Origin of the sequence: Streptomyces sp. NPDC093097 (assembly GCF_044754325.1) — a bacterium.
In the GTDB taxonomy this organism is placed as follows: Bacteria; Actinomycetota; Actinomycetes; order Streptomycetales; family Streptomycetaceae; genus Streptomyces.
Genome location: NZ_JBIVOW010000035.1, coordinates 1 through 26,674, shown reverse-complemented (window position 1 = coordinate 26,674; position 26,674 = coordinate 1). Strand labels below are relative to the sequence as shown.

Annotated in this window: 17 protein-coding genes and 4 pseudogenes; 13 read left to right on the top strand and 8 right to left on the bottom strand. The window is 66.0% G+C overall.

Translation table 11 applies throughout. The features are described from left to right. Positions 1-60: 60 nt before the first annotated feature. Positions 61-1,077 (bottom strand): 4-aminobenzoate N-oxygenase, encoded by a 1,017-nt coding sequence (locus tag ACIQE0_RS36365; protein WP_402340003.1) that lies wholly within the window; start codon positions 1,075-1,077, stop codon positions 61-63. A gap of 311 nt (positions 1,078-1,388) precedes the next feature. Here ACIQE0_RS36365 and ACIQE0_RS36360 point away from each other — a divergent pair, with 311 nt between their 5' ends. Continuing rightward, the gene (locus ACIQE0_RS36360; RefSeq protein ID WP_402340000.1) at positions 1,389-2,906 is read left to right on the top strand and encodes an AMP-binding protein; all 1,518 of its coding nucleotides are present in this window, start codon (positions 1,389-1,391) and stop codon (positions 2,904-2,906) included. Positions 2,907-2,964: 58 nt separating this feature from the next. Here ACIQE0_RS36360 and ACIQE0_RS36355 read toward each other — a convergent pair whose 3' ends face one another. Further along, positions 2,965-3,765, bottom strand: a complete 801-nt coding sequence (locus ACIQE0_RS36355; RefSeq protein WP_366336256.1) for a BTAD domain-containing putative transcriptional regulator — start codon at positions 3,763-3,765, stop codon at positions 2,965-2,967. Positions 3,766-5,610: 1,845 nt separating this feature from the next. Here ACIQE0_RS36355 and ACIQE0_RS36350 point away from each other — a divergent pair. The 3 genes and pseudogenes from ACIQE0_RS36350 (at position 5,611) to ltrA (ending at position 9,623) form a co-directional block, all read left to right on the top strand. Then, positions 5,611-6,393 (top strand): aminotransferase class IV family protein, encoded by a 783-nt coding sequence (locus tag ACIQE0_RS36350; RefSeq protein WP_402339997.1) that lies wholly within the window; start codon positions 5,611-5,613, stop codon positions 6,391-6,393. A gap of 151 nt (positions 6,394-6,544) precedes the next feature. Then, positions 6,545-7,664 (top strand): annotated as a pseudogene (locus tag ACIQE0_RS36345) (transposase); the annotation flags it as partial. 591 nt (positions 7,665-8,255) lie between these two features. Then, positions 8,256-9,623: a group II intron reverse transcriptase/maturase gene (ltrA, locus tag ACIQE0_RS36340; RefSeq protein ID WP_402339994.1), complete on the top strand. Its 1,368-nt coding sequence runs from the start codon at positions 8,256-8,258 to the stop codon at positions 9,621-9,623. Positions 9,624-10,075: 452 nt separating this feature from the next. Here ltrA and ACIQE0_RS36335 read toward each other — a convergent pair whose 3' ends face one another. Together ACIQE0_RS36335 and ACIQE0_RS36330 are read right to left on the bottom strand one after the other, a co-directional pair. Further along, entirely contained in the window at positions 10,076-10,219 is a 144-nt protein-coding gene (locus tag ACIQE0_RS36335) for a hypothetical protein (protein WP_402340048.1), read from the bottom strand. A 26-nt stretch (positions 10,220-10,245) separates the two neighbouring features. Next, positions 10,246-10,905 carry an RNA polymerase sigma factor gene (locus ACIQE0_RS36330; protein WP_402339992.1) on the bottom strand — a complete coding sequence of 220 codons (660 nt, stop codon included), beginning with the start codon at positions 10,903-10,905 and terminating at the stop codon, positions 10,246-10,248. A 2,518-nt stretch (positions 10,906-13,423) separates the two neighbouring features. Between ACIQE0_RS36330 and ACIQE0_RS36325 the strand changes: the two are divergent. Next, positions 13,424-13,644: pseudogene (locus ACIQE0_RS36325) on the top strand (cobaltochelatase subunit CobN); the annotation flags it as partial. A 401-nt stretch (positions 13,645-14,045) separates the two neighbouring features. On the opposite strand, the gene ACIQE0_RS36320 reads toward ACIQE0_RS36325, so the two are convergent. Then, positions 14,046-14,342 carry a transposase gene (locus ACIQE0_RS36320; protein WP_402339989.1) on the bottom strand — a complete coding sequence of 99 codons (297 nt, stop codon included), beginning with the start codon at positions 14,340-14,342 and terminating at the stop codon, positions 14,046-14,048. A gap of 136 nt (positions 14,343-14,478) precedes the next feature. Between ACIQE0_RS36320 and ACIQE0_RS36315 the strand changes: the two genes are divergently transcribed. The 5 genes and pseudogenes from ACIQE0_RS36315 (at position 14,479) to ACIQE0_RS36295 (ending at position 20,357) form a co-directional block, all read left to right on the top strand. Then, positions 14,479-15,033, top strand: a complete 555-nt coding sequence (locus ACIQE0_RS36315) for an RICIN domain-containing protein (protein ID WP_402339986.1) — start codon at positions 14,479-14,481, stop codon at positions 15,031-15,033. Between the two features lie 280 nt (positions 15,034-15,313). Next, positions 15,314-15,973: a hypothetical protein gene (locus ACIQE0_RS36310; RefSeq protein WP_366340054.1), complete on the top strand. Its 660-nt coding sequence runs from the start codon at positions 15,314-15,316 to the stop codon at positions 15,971-15,973. Positions 15,974-16,186: 213 nt separating this feature from the next. Then, positions 16,187-16,926, top strand: a pseudogene (locus ACIQE0_RS36305) (IS701 family transposase); the annotation flags it as partial. Then, entirely contained in the window at positions 16,890-17,498 is a 609-nt protein-coding gene (locus tag ACIQE0_RS36300; protein ID WP_402340039.1) for a transposase family protein, read from the top strand. The pseudogene ACIQE0_RS36305 and the gene ACIQE0_RS36300, both read left to right, overlap by 37 nt. Before the next feature lie 150 nt (positions 17,499-17,648). Further along, positions 17,649-20,357: a DUF4157 domain-containing protein gene (locus tag ACIQE0_RS36295; RefSeq protein ID WP_402339983.1), complete on the top strand. Its 2,709-nt coding sequence runs from the start codon at positions 17,649-17,651 to the stop codon at positions 20,355-20,357. Between the two features lie 143 nt (positions 20,358-20,500). Here the strand turns inward: ACIQE0_RS36295 and ACIQE0_RS36290 are convergent, their stop codons facing one another. After that, a complete protein-coding gene (locus ACIQE0_RS36290) occupies positions 20,501-21,244 on the bottom strand; it encodes a winged helix-turn-helix domain-containing protein (RefSeq protein ID WP_402339980.1) in 744 nt (247 codons plus the stop codon). A gap of 403 nt (positions 21,245-21,647) precedes the next feature. Here ACIQE0_RS36290 and ACIQE0_RS36285 point away from each other — a divergent pair, with 403 nt between their 5' ends. Next, positions 21,648-22,220 carry a hypothetical protein gene (locus ACIQE0_RS36285; RefSeq protein ID WP_402339977.1) on the top strand — a complete coding sequence of 191 codons (573 nt, stop codon included), beginning with the start codon at positions 21,648-21,650 and terminating at the stop codon, positions 22,218-22,220. Positions 22,221-22,421: 201 nt separating this feature from the next. On the opposite strand, the gene ACIQE0_RS36280 is transcribed toward ACIQE0_RS36285, so the two are convergent. Beyond that, positions 22,422-22,571, bottom strand: coding sequence for a hypothetical protein (locus tag ACIQE0_RS36280; protein WP_366340046.1), 150 nt, complete (start codon positions 22,569-22,571; stop codon positions 22,422-22,424). Positions 22,572-22,591: 20 nt separating this feature from the next. Here ACIQE0_RS36280 and ACIQE0_RS36275 point away from each other — a divergent pair, with 20 nt between their 5' ends. Beyond that, positions 22,592-23,056: a hypothetical protein gene (locus ACIQE0_RS36275; protein WP_402339974.1), complete on the top strand. Its 465-nt coding sequence runs from the start codon at positions 22,592-22,594 to the stop codon at positions 23,054-23,056. Positions 23,057-23,840: 784 nt separating this feature from the next. Here the strand turns inward: ACIQE0_RS36275 and ACIQE0_RS36270 are convergent. Then, entirely contained in the window at positions 23,841-25,301 is a 1,461-nt protein-coding gene (locus ACIQE0_RS36270) for an alanine/glycine:cation symporter family protein (RefSeq protein ID WP_402339971.1), read from the bottom strand. Positions 25,302-26,049: 748 nt separating this feature from the next. Here ACIQE0_RS36270 and ACIQE0_RS36265 point away from each other — a divergent pair. Beyond that, positions 26,050-26,358: pseudogene (locus ACIQE0_RS36265) on the top strand (IS5/IS1182 family transposase); the annotation flags it as partial. Between the last annotated feature and the right edge of the window lie 316 nt (positions 26,359-26,674).

Genomic DNA, 26,674 nt, shown 5'->3' with positions numbered 1-26,674 from the left:
GCGCAAGGCTGGTTCTCCACCGTCGTGCGCCGCGGACCGTAGGGTGCGCCGGGGCCGGCGTCAGTGGTGGGTGCCCGCGTGGGGCGACCAGTCGGGCCGCTCGGGGAAGTCGAAGTCGACCTCGCCGGTCACTCCCAGCTGTTCGATCATCTTGTGGGCGCCGGAGAAATCGCGGACGAGCCGGCTGCCGCCGGTCGTCGCCCGCAGGTCCCCGAGGATCTCCTCGGTGCCACGGATGCCCGCCGCGTCCAGCTCCATCCGCAGCGTGGCGAGGTCCTGTTCGGCGAAGGCAGCCAGAGCCAGCGGCAGGCACCGCACCAGGGTCCGCCGCTGCTCGGGGTTCATCCGGGCGTACAGCTCCTTGACGACCTCGACGACGATCGAGCCGTGCGCGGTCTCGTCCCGCAGGTGCAGGGTGGTGATCAAGGAGTGCAGGGGCTGAATCGTGGCGTCCCGGGCCAACAGGGCGAGCAGGGCGTTGATGCAGGTCTCGGCGACCGCGCCCCAGACCAGGACGGCGACGTCGCGTTCCCACCGCTCCGGCATCCCCGCCAGGACCTGGCGCAGCCGGCGGTAGGTGATGAGCTCGGGCTGCGCGGGCCGTTCGTGGATGCGGCGCAGCTCCCGGGTGCGGTCGATGGCGAGCATATGCATATAGGTGTGGAAGCTTTCGTCCACGACCGCCTGCTGCACGCTCTTGCGTATGCGGGGATCGTCGCTGCCCGCGAAGACGCCGTGCATCACCAGGTCGAAGGCTGGTTCCGCGATGAGCTGTTCGGTGGCGATGACGCGCTCGTTGTAGCCGATCCACATGCCCGTCAGCACCCGCTGCCGCTGTTCCGGCGCGGCCGCGCGGAAGAGCGGGTGCTCGGCGAACGGCACGATCTCCAGCGGGTAGTCGGGGACCAGCGCGTCGTAGTCGGCCGTCTCCTCCAGAAGTTCGGCTTTGTTCGTCACCGCGGCCCGTCGCGGCCAGGTCTGCACCAGGCGGCGCAGGGTCGCGCTGCCGATGCCCTCCTCCTCGACCCACCCTCGGGCGGCCCAGGTGGTCACCAAGCCCGGCTCCCTGTCTCGCATCGTCTCTCCCGACCTCGTGCCCGTGCACCACCGCGGGGCCGGCGGGGACCGGCCGTCCCCGGCACGTCCGAGGCGGATCTCGGTGAGTGGACGGCCCGCGGTTGGTTGCATCGTCGCCGACCACTCTTGATGCTTTCTTGGACAGAACTTGGCGCCTGAAGACCAGGGTTTCTGGATGCGATCGGGAGTGCCACTATGGGCGCCTGAAGCGATGGCGCGGCCTCGGACGACCGGAATGTCCGCTGCGCACCGGGGTACATCGCCCCGGCTCTCCTCGCCTCTCTCCCGGTACTTCCGTCGGAGGACACCTCATGCACGTTCCCCTCACCATGGCCGATTTCCTCGTCCGCGCCGAGGCAACCGCCGCCGACCGCACAGCCCTGGTCGATGAGCCGCTCCAGCCGGCCGCCCCCGTGCCCACGGCCGCATACGGCGGTCTGCTGCGGCGCATACGGGCCTGGCAGGCCGGCCTGGACGCGCTGGGGATCAGCGAGGGCGAGCGCGTCGCGGTCGTCAGCCCCAACTCGGCCCGGCTGCTGGAACTGCTCTACGCGGTCACGGCCAGTGGACGGGTCTGCGTACCGGTCAACTACCGGCTGACGCCGGAGGAGATCTCCTACATCCTGCGCCAGTGCGACGCCTCGGTGGTGTTCGTCGACCCCGACGTGGACCCCGCCCTCGACACGGTCGACGGGCCGAAGCGGTTCGTCCTCGGCGAGCAGACCGAGCGTGAGGTCATGCGGTTCGACGTCGAGCCGCGCCCCTGGTCACGGCCCGACGAGAACGCTGTCGCGACCCTCAACTACACCTCGGGCACCTCCTCCTGCCCCAAGGGCGTCGCACTGACCCACCGCAGCATCTGGCTCAACGCCATGACCTTCGGCGTCCACGCCCGCATCTGGGAGGGGGACGTCTACCTCCACACCCTGCCCACCTTCCACTGCAACGGCTGGGGCGTGCCGTTCCTCCTCGCCGGGCTGGGCGCCAAGCAGGTGCTGCTGCGCCGGATCGACGGTGCGGAGATCCTGCGCCGGGTCCAGGAGCACGGCGTAACCCTGGCGTTCGGCGCCCCCGCCGTGTGGAACGCGGTGATCGAGGCGGCCCGGGAATGGCCGGGCGAGGTCCCCGGGCGCGGCCGGGTCCGCGTGGTCTGCGCGGGCGCGCCCGTCAGCGAACGGCTGGTCTCCCAGGTGGAGAACGAACTGGGCTGGGAGTTCCTCCAGGTCTACGGCCTGACCGAGACGACGCTGCTCACCTTCAACCGTCGGCTGCCGGGTGCCGAGGGGGACGGCGGGCTGACCCGGGCCGGCGCCCCCGCACTGGGCGTGCGGCTGCGGACCGGTCCCCAGGGCGAGGTGCTGGCGCGCTCCAACATGGTGCTGGACAGCTACTGGCAGGACGAGGGGGCGAACGCGACCGCGCTGGAGGACGGTTGGTTCCGCACCGGTGATGTGGGGGACTTCGACGACGAGGGGCACCTCGTCCTCTTCGACCGGGTGAAGGACGTCATCGTCACCGGTGGGGAGAGCGTGTCCTCGGTGGAGGTCGAGGACTGCCTACTCGGCCACCCCTCTATCGCCGGGGTGGCGGTCATCGGCGTGCCGGACCGGCGGTGGGGCGAGACGGTCAAGGCACTGGTCGTGCTGGCCGAGGGGGCCCGCCCCACCGAGGAGGAGATCATCTCCCACTGCAAACAGCGGCTGGCCCGCTACAAGGCGCCCACCTCCGTGGAGTTCCGGGACACCCTGCCTCGCACCAGCAATGGAAAGGTCCAGAAGGGCCGGCTCAGGGAGCCGTACTGGGCCGGCCACCACCGACGGATCCACTGAACGACGGGATGCCGCCGAAGGCTCGCCGGGGGACGGTTGCAGCGTCCCCCGGCAGCCGTCAGCGTCGCAGGCAGTCCCGTCCGACGGGTTCGTCACGAAGGATCCGGGCGAACAGCGACCGGAGTTCCCGTCCCGGGTCCACTCCCAGTTCCTGGGCGAGCGCCCGTCGGATCCGGTTGTAGACCGCCACCGCCTCCGCCTGCCGGTCCACCTCGCACAGGGCGACCATAAGCAGCCACCCCAGCCGCTCGCGGGCGGGGAACCGCGCGCTCAGCGCGGCCAGTTCGGCGATGGCGGTGACGTAGTCCTGCCCCCAGGCCAGCTCGGTCTCCCAGAGGACCTCCAGCGTCGCCAGGCGCAGTTCCTCCAGCCGCGCCGCCTCGCACATGGCGGGCTCGTAGTCCCCGAGCTCAGCGTAGGGCGACCCCCGCCACAGCTCCAGGGACGCCCTGAGCACCCGGCTGGCCTCCGGGTAGTTCCCCTCCCGGAGCAGTTGCCGCCCCTCGCACAGCAGGAACTCGAAGCGCCGGGCGTCCACCCGGTCCGCCTCGACGGCGATGAGGTACCCCTGCGACTCCCGCCGCAGGATCCGGTTCCGCCCCCACGGCGGGCAGTCCGGCTCCAGCTGGCGGCGGAGGTGTGAGACATAGCTGTGGAGACTGGCGACCGCGTTGCCGGGAGGGCTGGTCGGCCATATGGCCTCGGCGAGCCGCTCGGACCCCATCACCTGACCCGGGGCCAGCAACAGCGCCGACAGCACGGCGCGTTGGCGGGCCGGCCCCAACGGGAGCGGGCCGACGGTGGACGACACCGCCACCGGCCCCAGGACGTTGAAGGACATGCCGGATGGCGGATTCATGACGGCGTTCACAAGGTCACGCTTTCTCTCACAACATGGGGTGGTCTTCGCCGTTCGGCACGGCGGGGAGGCGGTCCAACTCGCGGGCGGACCGCGCGGCACGGGGTGACACTTCGGGATGACGGGAGCCGGCGCCACATCGGGCGGGCTACCGCGCCGCGCGCGTCCACGGAGTCACCCGGATCACCGCCCCGGAGCGCGTCCCGGGCGGGGCCCGTCACCCGCCCCACTTCTGGCACGGCCTCCGGAGGCGGGCGCCGCGGGGCCGCGGCAGGTACCGGGAGCGAGCCGCGCGGACAGCCGTAACCCTTCCGGGCGGGAGGCCTTCGGAGCGGGCGCTTCCGGGAATCGGCGCACCCGGCCGGCGACGGCCCCGGACGCGATACCGCCAGGCGCGGTGCGGTGCGGGCCGGCCGGCTGAGCCGGGCCCCAACCGATGGATGAGCGCGAGGAGTCAGGAACGAGGAGAGCCGCCGTACGCACGGGCGCGAAGGGCCCGTGACCGCTTTGGGCACGCGGACCCACGGGGCTCCGTCCGGGCTCGCCCACCTCTGGTTCGAGCTGGTGGGCCATCACTGGTGCAGGGGAACGACCATGGACCGGCCCTACCAATACGTTGCATATGGGCCATTTGTAGATCACGCGGGGATGCTTACACGCCACAATCGGTCCGTCCAACGCCCCCTGGCACGGGCCGACGGCATCCGAAGCGGACCGAATCACCCATCGCCAGCCAAGTCCCTCAAAGTAGGGACGTTCGGCACTTTACCCACCTCGAATGCCGCACTGACCTCGGGCTCCCGCCGGGCACGGAGAGCCCCCCACCCCGAACCGCACCACCAAACCGGCAGAGCGTTCATCGAATTTCAGCCATTTATAAGATGTGGAGATCGGACCCCGATGCCAGTCAAAATGGCTCGATATCACCGCCGAATTGGCCGCGATCGACCGGTCGGCGCATGGCAGCCAACTCATGGCAATTCAGGACACAGCGGACTTTCCTCAGCCAAGTACCCGCTCGGCACGATGTCCGGACTTCGACCATGACGACGGCCGCCTCGGGCACACGCACAGGCGGCGGGGAGGCCGGGGCATCCCTGGCCGGGATGGCCGGCTCCGCCAAGAGGAACGGGAGCAACACCAACGGCAGGGCGAACGTTGCCTGATATGGCACTGGTCGCGCGTCTGGCCACGGCACATTCCGACATCGCCGGCGGCCGGTTGAGCGCCACCTGCTGGAGGGGAAACAGGCCGCCGCGGATGCCGTCGCGGGTGTCGTCCGTGACGATCGCGAGGGCGAGGCAGCGGTCGCGGAACGAGGCAGACCTGGCAGGTGCCACGCTCGCTCTCGGTGCGCAGGGTAGCGGGCAAGGGTACGAGCCCCAGCCGTATGCACGGGCCGGCACTCGGCGCCGAGGAGCGCAGAGGAGCGAACCATCGCTACGCGGCGGGCAAGTTCCGTGGCTCTGTCATGGGAGAGCGGGATCACGGGAACCTCCGAGTGCGATCAGGTCGTCCATGCGCGGGTTCCCGGTCACAGCCAGGCCCGCCATGTCTGACGCCGGTCACAGCCGGACCAGGCCACCGCCATGACCTCGCCCAACCTCTTGAACCGGGTGTCGCGGACGGTGATCCCGGAGTGCAGCCGTTCCGGGATCCATGCGCGCCGTTCCCCCGTTCACAGGAGGTGCCTGGGAGGGCAGCCGATGCGTGCTGAACATGTCTGAGGCATCGCCGCGAAAGGCGCTGTGGAGTAGGACCTCCCACCGCCCTGGCACCGAACTTTTCCGAACTCTCTTCTCTGACCAGGACTTTATGTCCCAATTCGGTGCCAGACTTGGGCACATGACCGAACTCAACGGAAAACCGGTATCGCTCGAAGAGCTCCAGACCCTGGCGCTCACGAACTACGGGCACTTCACCTCGATGCGCTGCGACGACGGCGCCATCCGCGGGCTGACTCTCCACATGGAGCGGCTCGTCCGTGACTGCCGAGTGGTGTTCGGAACGGACCTCGCCCCTGAGCTGGTCCTGAGCTACGTCCGTCAGGCCACCCGGGAGCGCACTGGGTCGTTCAACATCCGGGTCACCGTCTTCGACCCTGCCTTGGAAGTGGGGCATCCTGGTGCCGACGCGCATCCGCAGATCCTGGTGACCTCCAGGCCGACAGGCGCGACGTCTCCCCCGCCGCTGAAGGCAAAGACGTTCACCTTCAGTCGGGACACGGCCCTGGTGAAGCACACCGGGCTGTTCAGTCAGCTGAGGCTGCGCCGCGAAGCGCAGGTAGCCGGCTTCGACGACGCCGTCTTCGTGGAAACCGATGAGCGGGTGTCCGAGGGAGGGACCTGGAACCTAGGCTTCGTGGACGAGGCCGGAACCGTGGTCTGGCCCGACGCTCCTGTTCTTCCTGGCGTCACCATGCAGTTGCTCCAGGAGGCTCACGAACAGACCATCACCGCTCCGGTCACTCTCAAGGAACTTCCCCGCATGCGGGCCGCCTTCGCGACGAACACCTCCATCGGCGTTCGCACGATCAACGCCATCGACGACACGGAGTTCGCAACGAACGATCCGGTTCTCGAAATGCTCCGGAAGGTGTACAGCGCCCTTCCGGGCGAGCGCCTGTAACCGAAGCAATGGCGACCGGGAGTCTCACAAGGACCACCGGCCGCACTGAAGCGGGCGACCATACCACTCGTGACCCAGTGGACGGGACGTCAAAGCGCCACGCGAAGCTGCCCGCATGAGCCTGATGGATTTCGCTGAAAAGCCGGGGCGGTTCACCGCACCGCAGCGGATCCTGTGCCACTCCTACGGCCGCGGCAAAGACCAACAATCCCGTTCCGGGCTGGCCGTACTCGGTGATCTGCGCGCTGGAGACGGGCCGCAGTTCGTGGACCGCGCCGCTGGACGCTCTGCGACTGGCACCGGGCGACGACGCCGCCACGGTCACCGCCCGGCAGATGCGCGAGTTGGTCGGCCGACTGATGGAGGCAGGGCAGTGGAAGGACGCCGACCAGGAGATCCTCATCGTGGTAGATGCTGGGTACGACGTGCCCCGCCTGGCGTTCCTGCTCAAGGATCTGCCGGTTCAGGTGCTTGGCCGGATGCGTTCGGACCGTGTCCTGCGTCGGTCCGTCCCACCGCGAAAGCCCCATACGATGCGCCGCCCGCCGCGTCACGGCAGCGAGTTCGCCTTCGGCGACCAGTCCACCTGGGACATCCCCGACACGCAGACCCTCACGCAGACCCGGCTGTATGGGACCGCCACCGCCCGGGCATGGGACCGTCTCCACCCACGGCTGACACACCGTTCTGCCTGGGTCGCCGAACTGGGAACCCTCCCACTCATCGAGGGAACTGTGATCCATCTGCGGGTCGAGCACTTGCCCAGCGGCGCCATCCCAAAACCGGTGTGGCTGTGGTGGTCGGGCACCGACGCCACCCCCACCCAGGTCGACCTGCTCTGGCAGGTCTACCTGCGACGCTTCGACATCGAGCACACCTTTCGACTGTTCAAGCAGACCCTCGACTGGACCCACCCCAAGATCCGCACCCCCGAAGCCGCCGACCGGTGGACCTGGCTCATCCTGGCCGCATACGCCCAACTACGTCTGGCCCGGCCGCCGGCGGCCGACCTGCGGCGGCCGTGGGAGAAACCGAAACCGTCCGACCGTCTCACCCCTGCCCGAGTCCGCCGCGACTTCAGACACCTCCGCCCGAAGACCCTCTGCCCGACCGAAGCACCGAAACCCTCCCGCCCCGGCCCAGGCCGACCTCCCGGCCGCAAGAACACCCACCCCGCACCCCGCCACGACGTCCACACAGTCCACAAAATGGACATAACGAAACGACGAACGAAGAAGCCAACAATGCCAAGGCCCCGCCGCAAAGGTTAAAGATCAAGCGTATGTCCAGCAGCTCGGGTATCGCCCCAGCTCATAGGAGGTGAAGCGATGTAACCGGGCGCCAAGTCCAGGGTAGCCAGCCGGTGCAAGTCCGGTCCGGGGAGACGCCAGGGTCCCCGGTAGCTGACTCCCGGCGTCCCTCGAAAGGGTGGCGTCGAAGTGGAGTGACAAGCACCCGTAGGGGGTGTGCAACCGGCCAGTCCGCAACATGAAGTGAAGCCTGCAGCGTCGTCATTTAAGCCCGCCGTGAGGCGGGGCCAAGGAGGAGCCGAGCCTGTGCTTGTTCGGTGAAGGCCATGGAAGGCGATCTTGGACCTGGAGCGGTCGCCGAAGAACCTCCCGGCGTAAGGGGCGTGGAATGGTCGGACGGTTGTCCTGGGAACTGGAGAGAGCCTCCTCGGCCCCGCGAATTGCGGTGCGGGAAGCGTGGCTCGCCTATAACCGGCGGAACCGGGAAGTGGCGGGCTGCCGAGAGGCAGTCGGAGGGGGTCGTAGTAGTGCGGATCGGCGGGACAACACAACCCGCTGGGAGCGAAGGACCCCTGCTTCATCGATGCGATCCGCGAACAGGGAGGGGCCCGGATGAGTGCCGTTTCGGCTAGATCCGTCCGCCGGGAGGAAGGCGCCGTCGCAGGACCGGGCGGTCGTCCTCTGGACAAGGTCCGAGCCTTGCAGCGGACGCTCTACCGCTGTGCCAAGCAAGAACCCGAACGCCGGTTTCATGCCCTGTTCAGCCATGTCCACCGCATGGACGTTCTTCGGCGGGCATGGGCCGGTGTGTGCGCGAACCGGGGAGCCCCCGGCGTGGACGGCGTGACCGTCGACGCGGTGGCGGCCTCTGGGGTGGATGCGTTCCTCCGGGGCCTGGCCGAGCAACTGCGGACGCATGCGTATCGTCCGTCGGTGCTTCGGCGGGTGAAGATTCCCAAGCCGGGGCGGCCGGGGGAGTTCAGGCCGCTGTCGATTCCCACCGTGGCGGACCGGGTGGTGATGACGGCCGCGAAGCTGGTCCTTGAACCAGTCTTCGAGGCCCAGTTCACCGAGGCGAGCTACGGATTTAGGCCCAAGCGGTCCGCGATCGACGCGTGCGAAGCTGTGCGCGTCTCGGCGAACCAGGGTCGGGAGTGGGTGTTCGAGGCCGATATCCGGGACTGTTTCGGCACGATCGACCATGACGCGCTGATGGCCCAAGTGGCCCGGCGTGTGGTGGACCGGCCAATGCTGAAGCTGATCCGGGCCTGGTTGCGGATGGGAGTCCTGGAGGGCGGGGTGACTTCCCCGAGCGGGGCGGGAACCCCGCAGGGCTCACCGATCTCCCCGTTGCTGGCGAACATCGCCCTGCATGTCCTCGATGAGGCATGGCAGGTCGAGGGCCGCCGGCTGGGGGTGTTGGTGAGGTACTGCGACGACTTCGTGGTCCTGTCGCCGACCAGACAACGGGCCGAGCAAGCCCAGCTGTTGGCGGCGAGGGTGCTGGAACGGCTCGGGATGCGGCTGCATCCGGAGAAGTCCGGCATCACCTGCCTCACCCGGGGCGGGCTGGGCTTCGAGTTTCTCGGCTTCCACCACCGGAAAGTGGAGTCGTGGAAATGGCGGGGCAAGTACTACTTGCAGCGGTGGCCCTCGGCCAGAGCGATGCGGGTGCTGCGGGACAAAGTCCGTGCAGCCACCGTCATTTCGAAGGCTGAACGGCCGCTGTCCGCCGTGGTCGCCGACCTCAACCCTGTGCTGCGGGGCTGGGGAGCGTACTTCCGCAACGGGAACTCCGGGCGGAAGTTCAACGCGATCGACGGCTACGTCCACGAACGGCTGGCGATCCTCGCCAGCCGAAAAGACGGCCTGCGGGGTCGGAACTGGACCACCCGTTTCACCTACGGGTGGATCACACGGCTCCGGGTCTACCGCCTTACCGGAACCGTACGCAGGGCGACGGCGCATGCCAGTCGGTGAACGATGTCGGAAAGCCGTATGCGGGAGAACCGCACGTACGGTTTGAAGCGGCGGGGGCTGGAAACGGAGCGGAAGCCACCGCGCCAGTCCCCGACCCTACTAGCCGGGCCAGCTCCCGAGTCCATGGCCAGCACGTTAGCCTCACCGCGACTCGACCGAGTCCTCAACTCCCTTACGAAGGCGGCGATATGGCTGCGGTTCGCGGTATCCGGGGCAATCCCGTCCCGCTCGCACACCAACAGGAACTCTCCGAGCCCGCGGGCGTACGCATCGATCGTTCGGGGCGCCCGGCCCAGATCCGACCAGATCTGCAGCCACTCGGCCGCCCGCGCATGCCGATCCAGGACCGGCCACTTCCCCGACAACACCGTCACGAACACGCTCAACGGGACACCGCGGCTCCAGTACCGCCCCCAACAGCAGGTCCATCCATGAGCGTGATTCCACGTAACTTATAGGTAGAGCCAGCCTTCCTCGGTGGCGACATAGGTGATGTCACCGCACCAGCGGGTGTTGGCCGCAGCCGGGTCGGGCTGGAAGTCGCGGGACGGCAAGGCGCTGTACGGGAGTCGTCGGCGGAGGCTCAGCGAGATCACCAGCCTGAGCCGCAGGACGAGAACCCTTATTGAGACATGTGGAATTCATGGCGTATTCGGGACCTGGCGCGATAGATGAGTGTTTCCACGGCTTTGGGTGTTATCTTCAGAATAGTCGCGATGTCGCGTTGCGGATAGCCGATCGCATATGCGATCAAGGCCAGGCGAGTGCGCTCGTCGACTGTTGAGAGGATGCCGTGTATGGCAAGTCGCTTCATGACAATAAATTCCGGGTCATTATTGTATGCGCTGAGCGAGTTCTCGATCTCGCCTGGTGAGGCATCTCTGAATTGAAGCGACCGGTTTTCCCTGAGCCAACGGCGATATTCATTTGGGAAGCACAGTAGGCATTGCCCGATGAAAAAAGTGCTCAGAGTGGACCCCTGAGATGGATCCCAACCGTGTCGGCCACCGATGTTGTTGCGAAATTTCTTCAGGGCCACTGCTACGGTCAAGCCAGCGATTTCACTGACCACGTCTGGATCGCTGCACAACGCCAGGTAGGGGAGACGGAAGGGCCCGATTTGTTGGAGTCTGCGAAAGATTGATCTGTCTGATATCCAAGCGCACATAATTCGATAACTGCGCTCCACAAGTAGATCATCAAGCGCGTCAAGTTCGGAATGTTCAGAAGTTCTATTGCGCGCGGCTTCGGCGGGATAGTTGGCATCTTGCGCATTATCCATTCCGGCCTCCAGTCGGCATGATGGCGTTGCGTCGACATTTCCCATGATTATTGGTGACGCCTTCAGAACTGCCGGAGTTGATCAAAAGCCCGGCATGTTTCGGCTGCGACGGAATCTGGGGGCTTGGATCTGGCTGTGGGCTGGCGAAGGGTTTCCCGCAAACATCGCCGCGCTCGCACGGGCCGACAGGGGCCCTGGCTGCCCACCTCTGACACACCGCGGCCATCTGCTTCTTGGCACTGCATCGCCCGGATGGGGCGCCAGGAGAAGCTGAAACCGCACCGGCGAAGAGGCACCTTCGAACTGCCGGATGACCTCGGCATTCGCTGACTAGTGCCCTGTGATCCTGATTGTGGAACCTGAGGTGCCTTTGATCGTTGACTCTGGCACGGATCTCTCCTCTGAACAGATGGCCGAGCTACGGCAGTTGGCGGGTTCGCGAGATGTGCCGGTCGTTGTGGCGCTTCGCGCGCGGATCGTGTTGTGGTCGGCCAAGGGCGGTGGCACAAGGACATCGCCGAACTCGCCCGGGTGGCACCGTTGACGGTGGATCGCTGCAAGTCCCGTTATGCCGAGCGGGGTGTTGCTGAGCTGGTGGACTAATGCCGGGGCGGGCCTCGGGTGTAGGTGCCGCCTCGGGTGTGGGCCCGGATAATCGCCTCGACGAGGATGTCCCCACCGACGGATTCCGGGCTCTCGCACTGGTCGACGTGGACGCTGGCCGGCCATTTGAAGCGGCGCAAGGGTATTTTGGCGCCCTGGCATTACATTGCCCGCATCTGGCGTGAGGAGAATCTGAAACCGCACCTCTCGGGCACCTTCAAGATCTCGATAGACCCGGCATGCACAGGGAGTGTCTCCGATGTCGCGGGCTTGTACGCACTGGGCTGAAGTGCCTCTTTGTGCATGTCCGCATGAAATGCTCGACGGGCTGACAGGAACCTCGAAGCCTCTCGAAACCTCTCCGTGATCCACACCTGTAATCGATATCATTGGCCTACACCTGACGCCCTTACGGGCCCTCGACTTTCTGGGTGTGGAGAAGTATCGGCCGATGAATCCATAGCTAAACCAGTGGCGAGCTTGTAACCTGTCAACATAACCTGACAATACTGTCCGCCGAGGACCTGCCCTGCCGGGACGGCGGCCAAGGCCGTCCAAGGCGGGAAGGAAAGAAGCAACTACCTGCGGGAAGGCGCAGGCTGGCGGCAGAGAGGGATTTGAGAGGGGGCGCTACTACAAGGAAATGTGAACGATCGGGATCGAACCCGTCGGCGTGTTCGGCCAGCTGCCCGGCACAAGCCGACCACCGGGAAGCAGTCGATCAGACGGCACGCCGCATTTGTGATCGCGAGCAACGAGACTGTGCTCCGCAAAGTTTCTGCACTCACCCTCCGAGGCCGGAATCGGTCTCCTGATCAACCCGTTCCTGCTGACCGCGGCACCTGAGTGGACGAACACCACAATCCGATGACGCCCTGGCACTCGCAGTGGGTGGGCCTGTTCCGGCCGCGGCGGCCGCAGCGGATCCTGCGTCAGATCCCCGATGCGGTGTTCAACAGGCTGTTCGACCGGCTGTCCTCGGACCGTGTCGCCCTCTGGGCCTCGACCGGAGCCAGGCCTGCGAACTGCCCAACTGGCGCTCCGGTGCAGGTCCGGGGCGCCAGTTGGGCACGGGTGGTACGCAAGCGACCCCTCGCCCCTGCAGCAGCTGCTGACTTCACCGGACGTATTCGCATGGCTGCGGCACTACCAGGAGCAGCCCACGATCTGGTGCCAACTGGCCCAGACGCCCCACTGCGCTGGAACTGTGCCGGCCGTTTCGTCCGATCAACCACCACGCCGCGGGAGCGATGTCCGTCCGCGTGAACACCACGCTCGGGTCAGATGGGTCGCAGCAAGACCTCCGGCATACGACCACCTACCGGCTCGCCCGTGACCCTCTGATGCCGATCACGGACTCCATGACCCTTGGGCGTGGCTGTCTTTCCACGGCTCAGCGGACGTCACTCCCCCCCCCGCTGAGCACGTCGTTGAAAACGTCCCTGGCCAGCACCATCACCAGGCCGAGGAGCCGACAGAGCCCCCGACACTGCGCTACCGGCTGGAAAGCCCGCACCTGCTGTCTGGCCGGGGACATCCATGACCACCAGCACCATCACGGAATTGATTTTGAAAGACATCTGGAGGCAATGGTGTGCTCCCACCAAAACCACTACGCACTCTCACGAAAGTACAGCGATGTGGGACAGCGGCGGCTTGAGGCGCGGCGAGGATCCAGCAAGCCTCTAGCGCAGATGATGCGTGAAGCAACTGTAGAGCTTGATGAAGTCCTCGACTCGCTCATCTACTTGATTCAACAAGTGCGAGAGACGCGGGAGCCCATCCGAGGGGTTCATGAATGCTTCGCCCAGTCCTTCAGCGACGTACAGGCAGCCCTGATCAGGCGCGAAACCCTAGAGCGGATGACGGGGGAGATCGACTACGGCATCAGTAGCTCGTGTCCGCAGGCAGAGCCTTGATCCAGCCCCAGCGCGGCGTCGGCGAGAACCCTGGCGCCATCTACCACGACCCGGACCTCCCGCCGAGCCACCACTGCCCGGCCGCCTACCGCTGGATCGCCGCCTCCCACGAGGACGGCGGCTTCGGCGCGCACCCCGTCGTCCACCCGGCAAGCACGGCAACCTGGAGTGGCTGCCCGGCAAGACCACCGCGCTCTCCTTTGGCGAAGTCCCTGATACTTTCTCGCTCTTGGACGGCCATCATCGCGAGGAACGCGTGGGCAGACGCTGCCATGCCTCGGGCGGGGCTTGGGCGAGGACATGGTCGACGCGCGGGCCATGCACGGACTGCGGCTTGGGTACGGCGACGACGTAGGACAGGCCGTGGCCTTCCAGGAAGCGCCGGAAGTGGGAGTCCGTAGGCGGAATCTGCGGTGACCCAGGCGACGCGGAGCGGGGCGGCGAGGGCGCGACGGATAATGTCGCGGGCGAGTCGCCCTTGGTAGCGAAGGCGCGCTCGTCGGGGATGCGGGCCGCTTGGCAGCGCTGGCAGTCGTCGGTCTAGGACTTGGGCAGGTAGAGCTCGCGGTCGACCAGGGCATGGCCGCGGCTGGTGGCATAGGCGGCGAACACCCCGATCTAGCAGTTCTCCGTTCGCCCGGTGGTGCCGGAGTACTGGCGCTGTACTCCGGCGGACGCGGTGCACTTCTTCACGAAGCCGGTGTCGTCGAGGATCAAAACACTGTCTGCGTGGCCGAGTTGATCGGCGACGTGTGTCTGCAGGCCGTCGGCGTCCCACCGGCTGCGGGAGAGCAGGTGCTGCAGGCTGTGTGGGGTGGCGTGGCCGGCGTACTCAGCCAGCTGCCAGCTGTTGTTTCGGCCGACGGGGCCGAGCAGTCCGCGGACGTCGTCCCGCATCCGTCGCCGGGCTTCCACCCGAGCGAAACGCGCTCCGGTCCGCAGGAAGAGTTTTTCGAGTTCCAGGTCCCAGACCAGAACGGCTCGGCCGTTCGGGTCCGGCGCCGGTTATCAGCGCGGGAGGCGTCCCGCCGTGAATAAGGGAGTGATCCGAGTGATCAGCAAGGTGAGTAAGGTTCCGTGGCGGTCAGTGGTCACGGCAGCCGCGACGGCGGCAGTCCTGTTCCCCCTGATGGGGGTGCCGCAGGCTGCCGCAGCATCCGGGGCTTCCATCCAACAAGATCAGACTTACAGGATCGTGACCTTCATCGGCAAGTGCCTGAAGGTCCGAAGCACCGAGGACAATGCTCCGATCGACCAGTACGGGTGCACGCAACTCTACGACCAGAGGTTCACCTTCCACTCGGACGATCACGGGCGGTGGGAGATCAAAACGTTCACGGACAGGTGCCTGACGGTTCGAGGGAACAGCACCGCGAACACCGCTGTGATCGAGCAGTCCAGATGTGCGGACCTCCCCGCACAGAAGTTTCGCATCCGCCCGCTCGACAATGACGAGCGGTTCGAGCTCCTGACGTTCGCGGACAAGTGCGTCACCGTCTACGGAGGAGACACTACAGACGGCGCCGCGATCGTCCAGCACGAGTGCATCGACCACTATGCACAGAAGTTCAGGCTCAACGACTTCGCAGCACCGTTCCTACGGTGACAGCTGCGTCCGGCGGTTGAAGCAGTCCAAGGTGGTCGCAGCAGCGTAGGACGGGCGCAGGTACGAAGGGACCGCGCTGTGTCTGCCGCGCGGCCCCTCCCGTTTGCCTCGATCAATCGACACCGCCGACGCCTCGCATCTCCCCGAGGACCTGAACCGCACCCGCGGGGAACACGGCCTCTTCACCTTCACGCTCACCCACGCCTGATCCAATCCGGAACGGCAGTGGGCCAAGTTCCACAAAGCCCTACCCAAACCCCGGAACAACCAAGGAGACACCGTGGCACTCCACTTCATCAAGGACGACGGCTTCAACCGATACAAGGTCCGCCTCGCCGGAAACACCCCCTTCGTCCTCTACTACGACTGGGAGAACCGCGACAGGTTCTACCCCGTGACGTTCTACGGGGGCAACTCAGATACCAGGGAGGACTTCGCCTTCAGGACGGTGGGGGACGTTGCGGCCGTCTCCGTCCTCCAATTCCGCTTCGACACGACAGCGACAGAACTCACCGAAGGCAATCTCGACGGCACGCCCTTCGAATACCGCAGCGGGCGCACCGGAGGATGGCTCCGCCCAAAGCAGCGCAAGGGTCAGGACTACTGCATCGCCGGCAGCACGGGCAGCTGGGATATGCGCAGCATCAAACGCGCCCACATCTACGACGACGAGATCAGGTTCTCCCTGCGCATGAACATCGCTGGCAAGGGAGACGCGTGGATCTCGTTCGACGCCCTCGATAACCACACCATTCGCATGCGCGACGTCGAGGGCCGCCGTGCACGCCTCATCGCCTTTCGGCGCGGCGACGTCGCCGACGACGCCACCGGCGGCCTCGATGTCCCGTTCACGTCCTACACCTACGCCGAGCTGACCCGAGGACTCAGCCTGGCCGCCCAAGAAATCGACCCCACCGGCCAGGAGAACACGGCCGAATGAGCCATCAGCCGCGACAAGCCCTGGGCGTGGCCGACGGATTGGCACCAACCCCTCGGTACTCCAGCTGTAGATCGTGATCTTGCTGGTCGGGGCCGTTGCGGAGACAGGTGCGGCCACCGTTGATCATCGTGACTTGTGTGGAGTGACGATGAGACGGTGGCCGCAGGTCACAACATAGATCCCGCCCGTTGGCGGGAGGCGTTCGAGGTGGCCATGGGTCGGATCGCGGGCCGGTTTGCCCGGGTCGAACCACGGCTGCGGGCCGGGCGGTTGGTGCTGGGCCTGCGGTCGGACCTGCCGCGCAAGAACTGCTGGACGATCGCGGAGGCGGCTGGGGAGGCCAGCCCGGCACAGCATGCAGCATCTGCTGTGCCGGGCCGTCTGGGATGCCGATGGCGTCCGCGATGACGTGCGCGAGTTCGTCGTCGAGCGCCGCTATGACGAGGCCTCGGTTCTGGTTGTCGAGGAGACCTGCGACGTGAAGAAGGGCACCACACGGTCGAGGTCCAGCGCCAGTACACCGGCACCGCCGGCCGGATCGAGAACTCCCCGGTCGCGGTCTACCTCGTCTACGCCGGGATGCGCGGGCACACGGCGGTGGACCGGGAGCTGTACATCCCGCGCTCCTGGACGTGCGATCCGGACCGCTGCCGGGAAGCCGGCCTCGGCGGGGGCACCGTCTTCGCGACCAAGCCGGAACTGGTCCGCACGATGAGCGAACGATCCCTGGGGATGCCGGACGCCACGTCGGCTGGGTCACCGGGGACGAGGTCTACGGCGGCAACTCAGGACTCCGTACGGCTCTGGAGGATCGCGGCATCAGCTATGTCCTCGCGGTGGCCAGCTCGGTCGAAGTACCCACCGGCGCAGGCACGTTCCGCGCCGATGCCCTGGTGAAGAAGGTGCCGAAGCGAGCCTGGCAGAAGCTCTCTGCCGGGCGCGGCGCGAAGGGGTAGCGGTTCTACGACTGGACCGTCATCGACCTCGCCGCCTGGGTGATGGGGACTTCGTCATCGTTGGCGGCACTCTCATCCCTACCGACCGGATCGCAGCCGACAAGCGGTACTACGCGCAGAAGCGCAAGCGGCACGGGATGAACGTGCGGGTCATAGGCCGTGCCGACGGGGCCCTGCTTGTGGGTTCTGCCGCGCGCTGCCCGGACGGACCCACGACCTGGCTGCGGCCAGAGCCCACGGGATCGTGCGGTTCTTTCTCACCCGGCAGGTCCTCGTCCTTGCCGACCCGGGCCTACCAGGGAGCTGGCTCCATCTTCCGCATTCCGTACTACGGACACCGCGAACTCCCTGAGCACTACGAGCGGTTCAACCGCGTCCACGCCAGGCTGCCGACTCCCGGAGAACGTGCCTTCGCCCGGTTGAAGATCTGGCGCATCCTCCGCCGGGCCCGACGCTCCACCAAACGCTTCAGCCGCATCGTCCAGGCCGTCCACACCCTCCTTACCTGCAGCTGTCCAGGTTGGAAGAGCTTCAATAACCCAGTTATTTCTCCCCGCGATACCGGCTGAATATCGCCCTCCACTCTCCGTGTTATCGCGGCGAATCTTACCGCCTTTTAGGTTATCTCTATCTGATTTCTCACTGATGGGATGGTGATTTCTGTGCCAGTGATTCGTGATTTAGTTGCGCACCGTGTCCGAAGGGAGCTGGGTCGGGGTGTGGCGCTGGAACAAGAGGTGCGGTCGTGGCTTGAAGGCAGCTTCGGCGTGGATATGGGGCAGGTGCGTATCCACACGGGTGCCGAGGCTGACCGGCTGGCCCGGGAATTCGGAGCTGAGGCGTTTACGGTGGGCGCCGATATCTTCTTCCGGGATGGCTGCTTCAATCCAGGAAGCAGCGTGGGGCGATGGCTGCTGGCGCATGAGGTGGCGCACGCTGTGCAGCGGGACCGTGGGTCTGGCGCGGCTGGCGCGGAGCGGGTGCAGCCGTATGACGACCTCAGTGAGTACGCGGCGGACCAGGCTGCCACTCTTGTGGTGTCCGGCCGGAAGGTACCAGGCCCGGCAGCGGCTCCGCAGCGACTTGCAGATACCGCAACGATGCTGGTTCAGTGCCATTCTTCCTGGGAACACCGCATGCTCGGCGACTGCAATACCAACTCGCTGGACGCAGTGGCCAAAGCCAGTAACAAAAGCCAGGGCGATTCCGGGGCGTTTCTGAGGAAGATGCGCCAGCTCTTGGGGCTGTGGCAGACGAATCCCAAGGACGTAACAGAAGCGCAGATGCGGGAACATTTCCCCGACATTCGGGCCATCAGGATGCAGGGCAGCGGCCTGCTCGTCACCTATGGAGAGTTGAACACTCTGGCCGATTACCTGCCCCAGCCAGCCGTCCTGGACACCCTGTCCGAGGGCATCCTGTTGCCCATCCTGCAGACTCTGCGTGAGGAGACATTCAACAAGATTGCGGTGGACTGGCTCCTGAATGAGGATTGGTTCAATACATCCTTTTCGGACAGTACGGGCTACTGGCCATGGTATGGATATATTCAGAAAATTGTCTTGGGCAGAGCTATCAACAACCTGACAATTAACGTTGGCACAGAGGGGGTCGGCCATTACCATGGTCTGCTTGCTCGTAACGCGTGCCATTTCGCACCGTATTCATGGCATCGCTGGTATCAGTTCCATATGATCTCCCGGGACTACGCGAAGAAGTCCTGGGATGCGGGAGAAGGGGCGAACGGCGAGAACCGATACAAGGCGTGGCTCTATCACGGTTATGCCGACCATTTCCTGCAGGACTCCTTTGCCGCCGGCCACCTCGTCAACAAGACCTCGGTCATGCAGTGGTTCCTCGACTGGGTCGAGGATAAGTGGATCTCCACTGGGGACTGGGCTCAGATCAAGACGATGACGGCAGCCTTGCAGCCCGGGCTGGCCCCGGGCAGCATGTACACCAGCTGGCCCTATATGGGTACCGTCAAAGACCCCGAAACGGCCCAGGAGATGGCAACCTACGATGCGCGGAGGGCCGCCTCCGGCGTATCCGGCTCTGACCTCGGCCTCGCGTACAGTAATTACCTGACCTTCCTGACCAACACCGTCACCCAGGCGTCCACGGCGGCCATCCACGACTACTACAATGAACAGTCCCTGTGGGTCTCCTCCCGGGCACGCACCACCCCGTTCCAGATCTTTGGCGATGACACCATGCTCAAGGGTGGCGACGGTGTACGTATCGCCTCCGAGACCGCAAAGATGTCCCAAGAGGCCATCCTCAACATCCTCGCCACCGGCGATCACCGTGGCATCACCCCAGAGGCCATCCGCGACCAGTTCCCCACCAAGGCCGGAACCAACTCATCCAACGTCATTGACCTGCAGGACTGGCAGACCGCGGTGCGTGACAAGGCAGTCAATGAGGTGTTCGGCGGTTTCTGGGCGCGCCGTGACTACGCTCTCGCCTGGGCTTTCGCTCCTAGGCTTGGCAAGGTCTCCCTCGACGACAACTTCACCTCCCCCCTTCATCCTGTCCACCACTGGATCCGTAGGGGAGAGGGTAGCTGGTACGAAGTAACACCCGGCCTGAGGTGGAGTTCCTCGACTGCGCCGGCTCTCTGCGAATACAAAGGCAAGCTGTACGCCGTCTTCGCCGCGCCTGACGGGACCCTGGTGTGGAATCGCTACGGTGTCGCCAACGGCCGCGCGGATTGGGAATGGCCAACTCCCCCATCACTAGGCCCCGCAGACCGGCTGTCCGCGTCGAACTTTACCCCGACGCTGACTGTCTGGAACGACTGGCTATATTGCGCCTTCATCGACAAGAGCGACCGCACCGTACGGGTGAGCTACTACAATGGCTCGGCCTGGAGCAACCCGGAGCGCGTCCCGACCACCGGCAGTTCAATCGATTCAATGACGCCAGCGCTTGCTGCACTCGGGACCAATACCCTATGCCTGGTGTTTCGGGGAGCTGAAGGGGACGGGAGAACTTATCTCACCGAATTCAGTCTTATTCCGGGGCGGTGGGGTGACCCACAAGCCATCCCGGACTGGAATACTGCAAGCTCTGTAGCGGCCTGCAACGCTAACGGTTTTCTGCGCGTTGCCCGCAGGGCGGACGAATTCCGTATTGGTGTCGCCACTCGTCAATCAGGCGTCTGGGTCAAGACTCAATCCGGTAATATTGACGTCTGGCGTACCCAGGACGGACCAGCGATGGTCGCCGACGGTTCACAGTTGTGGATGGCTTACTTCAACCAGGACCAGGGTGGCCATGTACACGTCGGGCGTGGCACCACATCCCCTACTGGCAGTACCTCCTGGACCCATGATTTCAGCATCACCGAGGGCTACAGCACGCCTGAGACACCAGGCCTCGCTCTTTTCGACGGCCAGGTTCATGTGATGTTCCGCGGGCACTGACGGCTGACCTCCTGCGCCCTGGGGCGCCGGGCGACAGTGAAGCCCCTCGCTGCTAGCGCAGTAATCGTTCTCAACTCGTTTGCAGGCGGGGCGCTTCACTGTTCTCCTTGCCCTACCATTGCCCGGTATCCGACATGTACCAGTCAAGAATATATTGAGCCGAAATTGGCGAGTTTCCTGCAGGGTCGTGTAGCGGACGTGGCGGGCTGCGAAGTAGCCGCAGACGATGCGGGGGGCCTTGTCTGCGGCGCAAGAAACGCAGGGTCTTGTCGTCGGTGCAGGTAGCGCGGGCGGCATGGACGTGGTGTTTCAGGTCGAGGTTCAGGATCTCGTTGGGGTTGGGTTCGTGGCTGTGCCCGGGCATCGGGTGCGGCTCGGGGCGCTCGGTGTTCTTCTCTGGCCGGGCTCGGACGGTCTTGCTGCGGTACCGGGTGCCGATCCGCGTGGCCTAGTGACCAGACTGACGGGCGAGGCGTTCGAGGCACGAGCACATCACCTCCGCGGTGAACTTGCTGGGGAAGATGGTGAACCACACGACGCCACGTGAGGCGACAGCAAGCATGACGTTGCCTCTGAAGCGGCGGCCGTTGACCTGCACCAGCGGGGTCTGCCCGGTCGGCGCGGACCAGCTCGGCCTGCTCCCGTTTCACCCGCACGGCGATCGCCGGATATTCCTCCTCCGGCCACGCCCGCACTGCTTGCGGCTGCTGCCGGTACGAGCGGCGGGCAGGCCATTGCGGCGTGATGCCGTGCCGGCGCAGCCATGTGCGATGTGCCCACTCCCTGCGGCGTCGCCTGCACCACCGCCTTGCGCGCCCAGTGGTCCGGCAACTCACCCGCCCCGGCCCGTGGCTGGCGCACAGCAGTCGGCAATGCCTGCCGCCCATCAACCTGGAACGTCCTCCACCAGGTGCCGACCGACCTCGGGGACACCCCGGACACCTTCGCGGCCTGTCCGTACGCCCCAGTCCGCCCGGACTCCAGCGGCGCGGTCGCGCAGTGGCAGATCCTCCTGCGCGGCAAGTGGTCAGCCACCCATATTCCCACCCTCGATCCCCCCGCCAACGAGCAGGAAACCCACGAGTTTCGTGGATGGTCGTTGGGAGCGTCGGCGACCGGCTCGGTGCGCGGGTGGTCGGAGGTGGGCCAGCTGGTCACGCGGCGGGTGGTGATGTCGATGGCCGTGGCCGGATACAGCCCGGGCAGAGCCCCCGATCTTGGATGTCCGTCAACCGAATCAAGCCCGATCCAACTGACTGCGGTTAATGCACTGGATAGGAGAACACTGTTATGTGGAAGATTCGTACCGTCACCAACAAATCATCCAACCCTCTGTGGCTTGCATACTGTGTCGGCCCCAACACTCGCACCGACTCCTCGGACCTCTGCGCCGCGCCTGATGGCGTCGACATTGGCAGCCATGATGGCGCCATCTATCTCCGCTCCACGAAAGCCTCCAGTGAAGGGGAGAGCCAGAGCGTTGATATCACCGGGGCCCTTGGTGCAAGGGTCTGGGGACACTCTGACCCCGGCATCCTGGACGTCACAGTCGAAGAGGACGACTCTGTCACGCTTACCGACAACGATGGCGCCGTCATCGCTTCCGGTACCTTCCTGATGCCCACCAGGCCCGGATATGCCTCCATGGACGCGCTCGGCAATTGCGACGGCGACGACGGCCTGTGCCCTCGCCCGGCGATGCCCGACCACGCCCTGTGCGGCGAGCACCTGGGGTGGGAGCGGTGCCCGAAGTGCACCGTGCGCCGGATTGAGCCGGGCCGCGCCCGGTGCGAGCAGTGCGAGGCCGTCGCCGCATCTGCAGCCGCCTTCGAAGCGCTGCTAGCAGCCCGCCTGGATTCCTGAGCGCCCGCCTGACGGCCTTTCGGTGCCCAGATCCGGCGGACAGGCTTCGTCCACTTGAAACCGCTCTGGCTCAACTTCTGTGACGGGCTCACCGACCGTAGCGTCGGTGGCATGTGGTGGGATGGCCGCGAGTGTAGGCCACCTGGTGGGAGACCGTTTCGATGCCCGTGCACTCGTCGCTGCCCACGCTCTGGCGCGGCGTTAGCCCCGCAGGGCCTCGGGGTGCACGTCCAGCTGATCGGCGATGCGCTTGATCGCGCCGGCCCGGCCGGCCGGGTCCTTGCGGGCCTCGACGGCCAGACGCGTCGCGCGTTCACGCAGTTCGTCGGGGTACTTACGGGGAGCAGCCATGATCGGCATCCTTCCGGGTCTTGATGATCTCCATCAAACCCGGGGCGGTTCACCTGGACCACCCGGTCCCGAACGGTCGGAATACCCAGCCGACGGCGCTTTGCCGTCCCCGGCTTGGGGATCATCCGTTCACGCACGGGAAGCGGACAGAAAGTGCGGCCCTTCAGATCGGACCGCACTTCGTCGAGGAAAGCCTCAACACCTTGCCCGTCCTCCACGGAATGGGCAGTCTGCCCGTCCACTCCAGCCAAGCGAGCGCCCCTGTTCCTCCTCACCCGATCCCACGCAACCAGCAGGAACGCGGGATCGGCAACGAGATTGAACAGGTCATCGAACCGGCGATCACGATCGTCGGTCGTCCAACAGTGCAGCTTGGTCTGCATCTCCAGTACCCGGCGCTCGGCCGTGAGCAGCGCGAACTCCAGTGCAGGGGTATTCACCCGTGGCCTCCCGGCATTGCAGCATCCTCCCCGCCGACTTGCTGACCCCCTTCGCCATGCACGGAGCTTTCCTCCGCCCGGACTACTACGGGGCCTCCGCCCCACCTGCGGCCCTCAGCCGGCAACGGGCCTGCCCCCGCTCTCCGGGATGGATGTCCGCAAATCAGGGGGCGACCGCAGGCGGTTCCCACGTTCACCATGTGCCGATCGGCCAGGTCGGCGTCTCGCTACTACCCCGGCAGCATCACCACGCCTACGCCGCAGACCTTCAGCGTGGGCCTTCCCACCGGCAGTTGGAGGCCAGCTTCGAAGTTGACCGCCTGCCGAAGCAAGCGGTCACGCACTGCACCCCGGGCCCGTATCCGCCAGATTGGAGCCCGGTGACAAGACTTACGGGGCTTTACACGGATTCCTCTTCCTACGCCCTCTGGCCTTGCTTGCCGAACCCGACGCGTCTGGCAGTACCGCGCCGTCCCGGCGTTGTCAGGGCTGCTTCCCGTCCTCACCGGCGTTCCCCGGCCTGGACTGCCCCCAGCTTCTACCCGGCCGCTGCGACGGCCCGGCGGTAGAGGTCTCGCACCTCCACTCGGTCACATGGCGCCTCGTGGCGCACCCAGCCGTTCTTCTTCTCCAACGGCGCGACCAGCCCATGAAGATAGTCCAGAGCCCGCTCACGCGGCTCGGACCTGCCAAACCGGTGGGCGAACCGGGCATGCAACCCGGCTATCCCCTCCGACCACGACTTAACCTGCGCAACCGTCACCTCATCAGCACACAGTCATACCAACGAGCCCCAACGCCACCGGTCACGCCACATGCGATTGCAGTATTAGGCGGTGGTCGCCGCGGGAGACCGGACGTCGTCGTTCGCGCGATCCGCACCCCAGCACTGGATGCCCTTGAGCCCGGGAATGCGGTCCCGGGTGAAGACCGGTTCCAGGCCGGCCCGGCGTTGGGTCAGGTAGTCGTCCAGGAGGCGGAAGGCGATGCCGGAGAGCGGAATGATCGCGAGCAGGTTGACCAGGGCCATCACACCCATGAAGACGTCGGCGAGGTTCCAGACGATGGAGACGGAGCCCAGCGAGCCGAGCACCACGGCGGCCAGGACCAGCGACCGGTACGAGGACAGCACCCAGGGCTTGCGGGTGATGAACTGGATGTTGGTCTCGCCGTAGTAGTAGTTCCCGATCATCGAGCTGAACGCGAGCATGAAGACCACGACGGTCAGCATGTGGCCGGCCCAGGAGCCGAGGGTGCCGCTGAGGGCGTTCTGGGTGAGGTCCGCGCCCTGTCGGCCGGCGATCTCAGGTGTGGTGACCAGGATGATGAACGCGGTCATCGTGCACACCAGGAGGGTGTCGAAGAAGACGCCCAGGGACTGGACCAGGCCCTGCTTGACCGGGTGGGAGACCTCGGCGGCGGCCCCTGCGTTGGGGGCGGAGCCCAGGCCGGCCTCGTTGGAGAACATGCCGCGGCGGATGCCCTGTTGTATGGCCGCGCCGATGCCGCCGGCGGCGAACTCGCGCAGACCGAACGCTCCGCCGACGATGTCTGCGATCACGCGCGGGAATTCGGTGATGTTCAGCAGCACCACGGCCAGGCCGAGGAGCAGGTAGACGATGGCCATCACCGGGACGAGCACGGTGGTCACCGAGGAGATCCGACGGACTCCGCCGAAGACGGCGAGGCCGAGCAGAGCGGCCAGCAGCAGGCCGGTGACCGGATTGGCCCAGGGACTGTTCAGTTCCGGCAGCGATCCCCCGGCCACGGCGGTGATGGTGTTGGCCTGGACGGCGTTGAACACGAAGCCGAAGGTGAGGGTGATGACCACGGCGAAGAGGACTCCGAGCCAACGTTTTCCCAGGGCCCGCTGCATGTAGTAGGCCGGCCCGCCACGGTAGGCGCCGGAGGCGCCGCGCACCTTGTAGAGCTGGGCGAGCGCCGACTCCACGAACGCCGACGCGGCGCCGATGATCGCCATCATCCACATCCAGAAGACGGCGCCCGCCCCGCCGAGAGTGATGGCGCTGGCCACACCGGCGATGTTGCCGGTGCCGACACGGGCGGCCGCCGAGACGGTAAAGGCGCCGAAGGATGACACCGGCTTGCGGCCGTCGGCGCGCGGCGGCGACTTCTCCTTCAGCACCCGAAACATCTCGGGCAGCAGGCGCAGCTGCACCATCCTCGATCGCACCGTGAAGTACAGACCGGCGCCGATGACCAGGGGGATGAGCAGCCAGGTCCAAAGGTGATCGCTCAAGGTGACGACCAACGAGTCCACGTTCTCCATACCGGAAGTGTCTCGGGGACCGAAGGCCCCTCAACAGGGACCAAGGTCCGTCGAACACGGGACCGTGGACCTTTGGGATGTGCCATTCATGCCATTTCTCCACCTTTTGCGGGGTCGGCTCGACCGGTGCCGGGCGGCCCGAACCCCACGGGCGGCTCCCCGTCCGGGGGCCGTGGGCTCCACCTCGGCACCGTCGGCCGGTCGGTCTCGGTCAGCTGTCGAGCGCGGCGCACCGGCCACTTGGTCGTTGACTGGGTGGAGGACATCTTGGTTTCCGGAAACCCGGGAGACAACGAGGTCGCCTTGAAGGAACTGATCGAACGCGTCCAGTGAGGTGTGGCTTCCGTGGTGGCGGTCGTTGCCGCGCTCCGCATCAGCCGAAGTGACTGTCTACCGGCACTGGAGCGAGCAGTTGAACGTCGCCGACGGCCAGCCGAGGTGGGCTCTGGACTGAGCCCGAAACGAAGAAACGACCCCCGGCCTCCCACGAAGGGAGAGTCGGAGGCGCTCTTCTCCTATATGGCCTTCCCCTCGTAGCGTGGAGGTGTGACTGAAGAGGGAGTTGAGGGTGTCAATCCCCTTGAAACGTGCAGGACTTCCCTGTGCTGCTCGGCCTTTCTGATGCGGGCGTGACCGTGCTGCGGTGATGGTTCGGGTGGTGTCCCGTCGAGTGGTGTAACAGTGATCTCTGCATAACCCCTGGTCACGGGGCGACCATCGCGCAACTACTCCGAGTAGTGAAGCGCGTAACGTCAACCTCGACCGTGGCTACGACAGTTCCAAGGCCCGTGCACGGACAACAGAGTTGGGATTCACCGCCGAGATCGCACGCAAGGGTGTGCCGGCCCGATCCAGACCGGCAAACGCCGGGTGGTCGAGCGCACCCACTCGTGGATGAACGACTACGGCAAGCTGCGGCACTGCACCGAGAAGAACGGCAGCATCGCGGACTTCTACCTCCCTCGCCGCCGCACTGGTCACCCTCCGCATGCTGATCCGCCGAGCAACGAGCCGCTACCGCTGGGACGGCCGCCCCACCACCCGGCGCCTCAAGTGATCCACCTGCCGGTCAGCCGAAGGGCCCCGATATCGCGCGCAGGGGGCCGTCGTCGAGCGGCGCGACGAAGCGCAGTGCCTCTTTGGGCCGACGCATTGAGGGCGCCTGACCATCTTGGGCGAGCCAGCCGGACACCGGGGCGACAGCGTCATACCGGGGGATGACGGAGCGGGGGGGAGCTAATCCCTGGGGGTGGTCCGAGGACGGTCACAGGGGTTGATGTCCGGGGCAGGTGGGCTGCCGGACGATGGAAGCCGATGTTCCTCCGCCCGCCGCGGCCTTCGTGCCGGCGCGGACGGCCCGCCTCTCGTTCGAC

Excerpts from the sequence above, each read along its gene's own strand:
- ACIQE0_RS36365 (WP_402340003.1), bottom strand. The coding sequence starts at position 1,077 with ATGCGAGACAGGGAGCCGGGCTTGGTGACCACCTGGGCCGCCCGAGGG.
- ACIQE0_RS36360 (WP_402340000.1), top strand. The coding sequence starts at position 1,389 with ATGCACGTTCCCCTCACCATGGCCGATTTCCTCGTCCGCGCCGAGGCA.
- ACIQE0_RS36355 (WP_366336256.1), bottom strand. The coding sequence starts at position 3,765 with ATGAATCCGCCATCCGGCATGTCCTTCAACGTCCTGGGGCCGGTGGCG.
- ACIQE0_RS36350 (WP_402339997.1), top strand. The coding sequence starts at position 5,611 with ATGACCGAACTCAACGGAAAACCGGTATCGCTCGAAGAGCTCCAGACC.
- ltrA (WP_402339994.1), top strand. The coding sequence starts at position 8,256 with ATGAGTGCCGTTTCGGCTAGATCCGTCCGCCGGGAGGAAGGCGCCGTC.
- ACIQE0_RS36330 (WP_402339992.1), bottom strand. The coding sequence starts at position 10,905 with ATGGATAATGCGCAAGATGCCAACTATCCCGCCGAAGCCGCGCGCAAT.
- ACIQE0_RS36290 (WP_402339980.1), bottom strand. The coding sequence starts at position 21,244 with ATGGGCGGCAGGCATTGCCGACTGCTGTGCGCCAGCCACGGGCCGGGG.
- ACIQE0_RS36285 (WP_402339977.1), top strand. The coding sequence starts at position 21,648 with ATGTGGAAGATTCGTACCGTCACCAACAAATCATCCAACCCTCTGTGG.
- ACIQE0_RS36280 (WP_366340046.1), bottom strand. The coding sequence starts at position 22,571 with ATGGCTGCTCCCCGTAAGTACCCCGACGAACTGCGTGAACGCGCGACG.
- ACIQE0_RS36270 (WP_402339971.1), bottom strand. The coding sequence starts at position 25,301 with ATGGAGAACGTGGACTCGTTGGTCGTCACCTTGAGCGATCACCTTTGG.